Here is a 7342-nt window from a genome sequence, read left to right as displayed (position 1 = left end):
GCTCACCTGAGCCGAACAAAGAAACGCAACAGGAATCGAAAAAGTCGAAATCAGGCTTGTCGATGTCATCCGTCGTGTAGATGATCCGGCGCACGCTTTCTGGGAAGGCGAAGAACGGCACGACGTGCTGCCAGTTGCGCCGCCAGCTCTGAGTGATCGCGGGATATCGCTGGCCCCAGTAGCCGGCCTCGAATTCCTCCAGGGCCTTCATGCCGGCTTCGGCGTCCTTGGCCCGGTAGATCGCACGCAGCGCCGGCACGACGGGCTTGCGGTCCTTCCACGACACGAACTCCAGGGAATGGCGGATCAGGTGCACGATGCAGGTTTGAACCACGGTTTGGGGGAAGACGGCGTTGATCGCCTCGGGAAAGCCCTTTAGGCCATCGACGACGGCGATCAAGACGTCGGCGACGCCACGACTCTTCAACTCGTTCATGACGCGCAGCCAGAACTTGGCGCCCTCGGTCTGCTCGATCCAGATGCCGAGGATCTCCTTCGTGCCATCCGGCAGGATGCCGAGCGCGATGTAGACGGCCTTGTTCCTGACGAAGCCCTCGTCCCTGATCTTGACCCGGATGGCATCGAAGAAGACGAGCGGATAGACCACATCCAGCGGGCGATTCTGCCACTCTGCCACTTCCTCCAGGACAGCGTCGGTGACGGCCGAGATCAGGTCCGGCGACACCTCTATGCCGTAGAGCTCCTCCAGGTGGCCGCGGATCTCGCGCACCGTCATGCCGCGCGCATACATGGAGATGATCTTCTCGTCGAAGTCTGGGAAGCGGCGCTGATATTTGGCGATCAGCTTCGGATCGAAGGTTCCGGCACGGTCGCGCGGGATCGTCAGCGTCATCTTCGATGTGCCCGTCAGCACCGATTTCCGCGAATGGCCATTGCGGCGATTGGCGTTGCCGTCGGCCTGCTCCTCATCGAGGTGCTCGTCCAGTTCGGCGTTCAGAATCCGCTCCGAAAGCGCCTTCTTCAGATCGTCGAGCAGCCCGTCCCTGGCGAAAACCTCATTCGGATCGCGACCCGCAAGCAGTTGGTCCAGAAGTTCCTTCTCAATAGCCATGTGATGATTCTCTCCTTTCCATCATCATGGCCTCGCGCACAGAATTCCTGACATTCCCGTGCGGCGCAAGGCCGTGCTCGTGTCAGATCTTGACCACCGAAGACGCCGCGATCCCAATGGCCTTTGCCATCGCACGAACGGTCCAGTGCGTGGCCTCCTGCCTGGGCGTTTCAGAGTCAGTGCGACTCGACAAGGTCACCCTCAAGCGGCGCAGTGCCGGACGGCCGGCTCTTGCCGCGCAAAAGACCGTCTACACCTTCCGCCATGCCTGCCAACGCCAGACGCAGGTCTTCGACTTGGCCGTTGCTCGATGATCGCGACGGTTCCCAGACCCTCGTCGCTCATCAAGATGATCTTCGCCCCCACATATGCTTTTGAGGCGAACTGCCCGCCGAAACGATTGCATCGAGACGAACTCGGTCAGCCACGGAAACCTCAAATGTAATACCTAATCGCATACTCCCACAAAAATTAGAATCCAAATTCGGACTCTTTCGTCTCGATCAATCCACTAGAGGCAATTGGCAATGTCTGCGATCTCTTCAGCAGAACCGAATGCGGGAACTATCTCAACACAGCTGGCTTTGCGTCCGCTTCCGATTTCATTCCGGCCGGCGTTCTGTCGATGCCGGCTCAATACTCCCCAGAAGTGCCGTTTGAATCTTCCCCAGTATAGCGCTGCCGCCGGTATTTCGGTTGCGACAGGCGAGCGCTGTTTCCGCATGCTCTCGCCGGTCAGATCGACGCGATAGGCGTTGTGAACGAGGCGGTCCAGGGTGGCATCGGCCAGAGTTGGGTTTGCAATGATCTCGTACCAGCGATCCAGAGGCAACTGGCTGGTGACGATGGTTGAGCGTCGTTCGTAGCGATCCTCAATGATCTCCAGGAGATCGCGGCGTTGGTCGTCATTGAGTTTTTCCGGTCCCCAGTCATCCAGGATCAGCAGGTCGGTCCTGGTAAGAGATTTGAGGATCCTGCCGTATCGCCCGTCGCCTCTTACAAGCGCGAGGGCGGCGAACAGCCGGGGAACCCGGTGGTAGGCGACTGAGAAGTCTTCGCGGCCTTGTAGCCGAGCGCGCAGCCCAGCCAGCTCTTGCCGACGCCGGCTGGCCCGGTGACAAGAAGACCGTGATGCTTCCTGGTCCAGTCGCAGCTGGCAAGCGCCATGAACAGATTGCGATCAAGACCGCGTGCAGCGCGGAAGTCGGCATTCTCGATCTGCGCATCATGACGAAGCTTGGCAGCTCTGGCGCGGGCCTCGAAACGCTTCTGGCGGCGCATGGTCGCCTCGCGTTCGAGCAGCATGGCAAGCCATTCGCCATGCTCGAGGCCGCGCACTTCGGACTGTGCGTCGAGTTCCTGGAAAGCGGTTGCCATGCCGTAAAGGCCGAGCTCTCGCAGCATGTCGATGGTGGGATTGATCAGCATGGGTGGATCTCCTCAATGAAAGTAATCAGGGCCACGCAGATTGGCGTGATCGACGATGGCGGTTGGTTCGGTGGAATGGCGTGCGGCTTTGTGGTTGGCGATGAGCGAAGCAATGCTCTTGCAGTTCAGGCCACCGATCTCGACGGCGCGGGCTGATACGGCTTCACCTCGATTGCGCTCGATGTCGCGGAACAGCGTAGGATGCCCAGACATGTTCGAAAGCCCTGCTCGGGATGCGGACGGCTGGCGAGAATTGCAATGACCAGACCTTCGGTCTGCCGCCCGATCGACGTGGCTCAACGCCGAAAGCGCTCGGGTGTCCATTCGGTATAGCGCCGGTGGGAACTGGGCATTCCATGGCGAGGACCTCCATAGCGGCGATGATGCACCGCGACGCGCTTGCCGCGGTGGAAGATCTCGATGGTGCGCGCCGTTGCTCTCAGATCGACCTGCTGACGAATGAGGCTGTGGGGCACGGAATAAAAGAAGGTCTTTGAACCCGACGTGGTAGTCCGACGAGATGCGGGCCAAACGCCATTCGGCAAACTCGTAATCCTCCAGTGGAAGACTGGCCAAAGCCAGGCGCTCGACGCTCTCAAACAGTTGCCGGCGACTGACGCCCAGCCGGCGCATGACGTGGTCGTTGATGCGATCGAGTGCGTGGCCGATGGCGGCATTGGTTTCAGCCAGCGAGAAGAAGGTCTGATTGCGCAGACGCCCCAAAATGCAGGACTGGGCGAAACGCACTCCATTCTCCACTTTCGATTTATTCCGGGGCTTTCTTGGCCGTGCCGGAAGAACGCCGACGCCATAGTGGGAAGCCATCATGCCGTAGCTGCGGTTGATCTCGGGATCGTAGAAACTGGCTCGACTGACTGCCCGCGACACGCACCGGCGGCCTGGAGTATCGTGCGTCGACTGCCCAATGGCACGCTGAGCGATCGGCCCGTTGGCCCAAACCGACCAAGCTTGCGCTCAGCATCACGTTGCGCACTTATGTGGAGAGACTTGCTGGCGTCATCATGATCCCGAGTGGCGCTGCAGTTCGTGGAAAGGCCGCCGGCATATGGCCATGGCTCGCAGCCCGGAGCAAATTGCCCGACGCTTGCCGATCGACTTCGCGGACGACACGACGATGCGCATCAGCCACGAAGCCATCTACCACGCCCTCTTCGTTCAGGGCCGGGGAGCGCGACGCCGAGAACTGTCGGCCTGCTTTCGAACAGGGCGGGTGCTGCGTGTCCCCAGGGCGCGTGCACGCGGGCGCGGCAAGAGTTTTGTCTCGCCGGAGATCAACGATCGGTCAAAGCCCCGCCGAAGCAGCCGATCGCGCGGTGCCGGGTCACTGGGGAGGGAGATCTCATCGTCGGTCTTGGCAGTTCTGGCGCTCGGCACGCTGGTCGAGCGTACGACGCGCTTCACGATGCTACTCCATCTCCCCCGGCTTGCGGGGCATGGCGAGGCTCCGCGAATGAAGAATGGACTCGCTCTCGCGGGACACGGAGCTGAAGCCGTGCGCGACGATTACGCGCACCATCATCACCTTGCCTGAAGAACTGCGCCGTTCCCTTACTTGGGATCAGGGAGCAGAAATGGCGCAGCACGATCCTATCAACACCGATGCGGGCGTCCAGGTCTACTTCTGCCCAAAGCCCATGGCAGCGGGGCACCAACGAGAACACCAATGGGCTGCTACGTCAGTACTTCCCAAAAGGGACCGACTTGAGCATCAACGGCGCCGATGAGATCGCTGCGGTGCCCGCGGCCCTCAATGCCCGATCAAGAAAGACCCTCGGCTGGAAAACGCCTGCGGAGGCGCTTGACGAGTTGCTGCCATGAGTGAACACAATCGGTGTTGTGACGACCGTTTGAATCCGCCCAATACGTCTCGATCAAATACACCGAGCGCCTGGCGGACGCCAGCGTCGAGCCGACGGTGGGCAGCGTCGGCGAATACGACAACGCTCTCTCCGAAACGATCAACGGTCTCTACAAGGCCGAGGTGATCCATCGACGCGGACCATGGCGCTCGTTCGAGGCCGTCGAGTTCGCGACGCTGGAATGAGTCGACTGGTTCAACAATCGCCGTGGAGCCATCGGCAACATCCCGCCGGCCGAAGCCGAGGAACGCTACTACGCCATGCTCGCAGACCCAGCCATGGCGGCGTGACTCAAACGAAACGGCCTCCGGCAAGCCCGGGGCGGTTCAACCGCCAGTGGACCTATTGGTTGATGTTGTCAAGCTGACATCAAAACTACCCGTTCCTCTCCTGCTCTCAAATACCAATGTTTGGCGACGATTACTTGTTACCGCCTCCTGCTCTGGTGTGGGTGCAGGGGCCGCAGAACGTTACTTGCCGCCGGTCGGAATCGGTTTGATGGACCAGTCGACTAAGTCAACAGCTCGCTGAAGTATCGCCTCTGTCTGAGCAAGGTTGGGTGAAGCGGCGATGACCCGCCCGATGCAATCTAAGTCTTCGCCTTTGCTACTTAACGGCGTCTTGGGTGCAACATACAATCTGATCTCGGCAACACCTGATACGGCCGCCGCCCGACTTGTGTCGATCCATTCGAGGATGCCATCGCGATCGGGGCGTAGGAACCGCGCGGCCGCAGTGTGCGAATGCCTTCTGCGCAAATCGCATTTCTGGCCTGTCACAAGCTTGATGTGCTCCGTAATGAGATCGACACCGCAAGCCAACTGAATCAGTTGAGGATCGGGAGCGCCGGCAAGACGCGGATTTACCTCAATGACTACCGGACCACGCTTTGTCCACCTGAATTCAATGCACGTTGGTCCCCAACCAAGGCCGAGAGCTTGCAAACAACTCAGCGAAACATTGGCGATGCGCCTATACTCGTCATCAGTCAGCGGGGCCGGAAAGGTGATCCCACTAAAGGCGAAATGGGGCAGAGGGCCAAAGTAACCTGCGGCAATCCCAATGATCTCTCCTTCCATGATCTCAGCGATATAATGCGGGCCTTGCGCGAATTGTTCAACCAGTATCCTCGGTGAACACCTCCACGCGTAATCTCCGGACAATAAATATTTCGCATGTTCGACCACCTCATCGCGATTGCGGCACAATCGGACGCCTCTGCTCCCGGCGCCCATGACTGGCTTGAGAACCACCGGCAAGCCGATCTCTGCGGCAGAGCTTTCAACCTCCTCCGCTTTCTCCGCCACGCGATAAGCAGGCGTTGGAACACCGGCCTCCGCTAGGTATTGACGTTGAACGAATTTGTCGCAGCATCGTTCAACGGATTCAGGATTCGGTCCTGGTTGCTCGAAATTTCGGCAGAGCTTGCCAACTGTCGCAGACAACGGCTCATTGTAGAATGCAAAGCCAGTAATGCCAGCAAGGTCATATCTCGCCGATATCCGAGAACATTCGCGAATTAGCGAATCGAGATTGTCTGTATCGACACGGATTGCCTCAATCCCCTTGGCTGCAATATAACCGTACTGAGCCGGATCAGCCGACAGAGTAATTGGATGAAGGCCTAGAAGCTGAGCCGCTTGGATGTAGAGCGGACCGTTACCCGGATGACCTTCGACCAGAATCAGCGCTTTTCTTGCCATAGATTTTTGACTCCGACGTTGCGTGCGGTGCGGTCCAAGCATGGTCGGCGTCAGCTTTTTAAGCCGCGCAAGCCTCAGACCCTGGATGAACGTACCATTGTCGGCGGTTTGCGAGCGCAATGATTCTGTGAAATTTGCGTACAGGGTCTGTCGTGAACCAGTTTCGCTTGACTAGGCAGTAATTGGCCTGCTTGCCGGTTTTTCGGCACGAGGTTAAGCTAACGTACTCGTTTCTCAACTCGACGGGGCTCAGATAGGATCTGTTGCAACCTTTTGATTGCCAGCGCTGTGGCAAGGAGCCTTCGATCATTTTCGGAGGGTTGCAATGTTCAAAGGGCCGTCAGTTCGAAAGGCCGTCATCCTGCTTGCGTGCACTGGTACCTGGCCTACAATCTGAGCCTGCCTGAAAAGCGCGGTGTCGGCCTCGCGCGATGACAACGCCCCGTCGGCAACAATACGCGAATTCCTTACTCAGTCGACCGTGAACAATCCGGCCCCTAAGCGGCGACCGGCTTGCCGATGCATTCCACCTCGTGCGCGTGCAGGCTGTAGATCTTGCGGCCGCGCTGACGCTGACGCTGCTCGAGAACGGTGGCGGCCTGGCAGAGCGGCCATTTGAAGAGCGCGTCCAGCCCCGCATCGCCGGCGACCTGGCGGGCGATGTCGCGAATGGTCCGGCCGAGGTAGGTCTTAAGCCTGCGCAGCGTCTTGTTGGCCCGCCTTGAACTGCTTGGCGTGAGCGTTTCGGCGGATGAGGTTTGCGCCCATTGCGAAGAGGATCATTGCGTGAGAGACGTCGATGCGCTGCTCGTAACTCGCGCACGAGGCGGCGCCATCCACAGAAACCGCCGCGCCAGCTCTCGAAACCAGCCATAGACCGTCTGCCAGGGTCCAAAGTGGATCGGCAGCATCCGCCAGCCGCAACCCGAACGGACCAGGTGGCGCACCGCATTGATCACCTCGCGAAAATCAACCTCGCGCGGACGGCCACGCCGCCCAGGCTTGGGCATCAGCGGCGCGAACTGCTCCCGCTCCTCATCCGTCAAATCAGACGGGTAGCGCTTGGTCTTCTTGGCGATCTGGGCCATCCGGCCACGACTCTGCTTTTGTCCACATCCACAGCTTGAATCATAACCCAGCCTCAGACGAAACCCCCGCAAGCCAATTTTCAAAACAGATGGGGTGATTGGGGTCTCGGCCGACGCCGGAAGAGGGCGGCTGCTCCTGTCGTGATGTGAGAACGTGGTCGATGTGGAATC

4 protein-coding genes and 6 pseudogenes are annotated in these 7342 nt (G+C 59.4%); 2 read left to right on the top strand and 8 right to left on the bottom strand.

The window, feature by feature from the left end; translation table 11 throughout:
* The 5 genes and pseudogenes from NKJ20_RS33450 to NKJ20_RS34285 all read right to left on the bottom strand — a co-directional run.
* Positions 1-1072, bottom strand: a 1072-nt coding sequence (locus NKJ20_RS33450; protein ID WP_352749862.1) for an IS256 family transposase, incomplete at its 3' end; no start/stop codon positions are given.
* Positions 1073-1157: 85 nt separating this feature from the next.
* Positions 1158-1530: pseudogene (locus tag NKJ20_RS33445) on the bottom strand (IS630 family transposase); the annotation flags it as partial.
* A 236-nt stretch (positions 1531-1766) separates the two neighbouring features.
* Positions 1767-2500, bottom strand: a pseudogene (gene istB / locus NKJ20_RS33440) (IS21-like element helper ATPase IstB); the annotation flags it as partial.
* A 12-nt stretch (positions 2501-2512) separates the two neighbouring features.
* The gene (locus tag NKJ20_RS34290; RefSeq protein WP_502902850.1) at positions 2513-2713 is read right to left on the bottom strand and encodes a hypothetical protein; all 201 of its coding nucleotides are present in this window, start codon (positions 2711-2713) and stop codon (positions 2513-2515) included.
* An 83-nt stretch (positions 2714-2796) separates the two neighbouring features.
* Positions 2797-3177 (bottom strand): Mu transposase domain-containing protein, encoded by a 381-nt coding sequence (locus NKJ20_RS34285; protein WP_502902849.1) that lies wholly within the window; start codon positions 3175-3177, stop codon positions 2797-2799.
* Positions 3178-3381: 204 nt separating this feature from the next.
* Here NKJ20_RS34285 and NKJ20_RS33430 point away from each other — a divergent pair.
* Together NKJ20_RS33430 and NKJ20_RS33425 are read left to right on the top strand one after the other, a co-directional pair.
* Positions 3382-4339: pseudogene (locus NKJ20_RS33430) on the top strand (IS30 family transposase); the annotation flags it as partial.
* Positions 4340-4376: 37 nt separating this feature from the next.
* Positions 4377-4670, top strand: a pseudogene (locus tag NKJ20_RS33425) (IS3 family transposase); the annotation flags it as partial.
* Positions 4671-4850: 180 nt separating this feature from the next.
* Here NKJ20_RS33425 and NKJ20_RS33420 read toward each other — a convergent pair.
* The 3 genes and pseudogenes from NKJ20_RS33420 to NKJ20_RS33410 form a co-directional block, all read right to left on the bottom strand.
* A complete protein-coding gene (locus NKJ20_RS33420) occupies positions 4851-6083 on the bottom strand; it encodes an ATP-grasp domain-containing protein (protein ID WP_352749864.1) in 1233 nt (410 codons plus the stop codon).
* A 512-nt stretch (positions 6084-6595) separates the two neighbouring features.
* Positions 6596-6833 (bottom strand): annotated as a pseudogene (locus NKJ20_RS33415) (IS5/IS1182 family transposase); the annotation flags it as partial.
* A gap of 86 nt (positions 6834-6919) precedes the next feature.
* A pseudogene (locus NKJ20_RS33410) lies at positions 6920-7199 on the bottom strand (transposase); the annotation flags it as partial.
* Positions 7200-7342: the final 143 nt, after the last annotated feature.

It is taken from the genome of Mesorhizobium sp. M0185 (genome assembly GCF_040322175.1).
In the GTDB taxonomy this organism is placed as follows: Bacteria; Pseudomonadota; Alphaproteobacteria; order Rhizobiales; family Rhizobiaceae; genus Mesorhizobium.
This window is presented reverse-complemented; position numbering and strand designations above follow the sequence as displayed.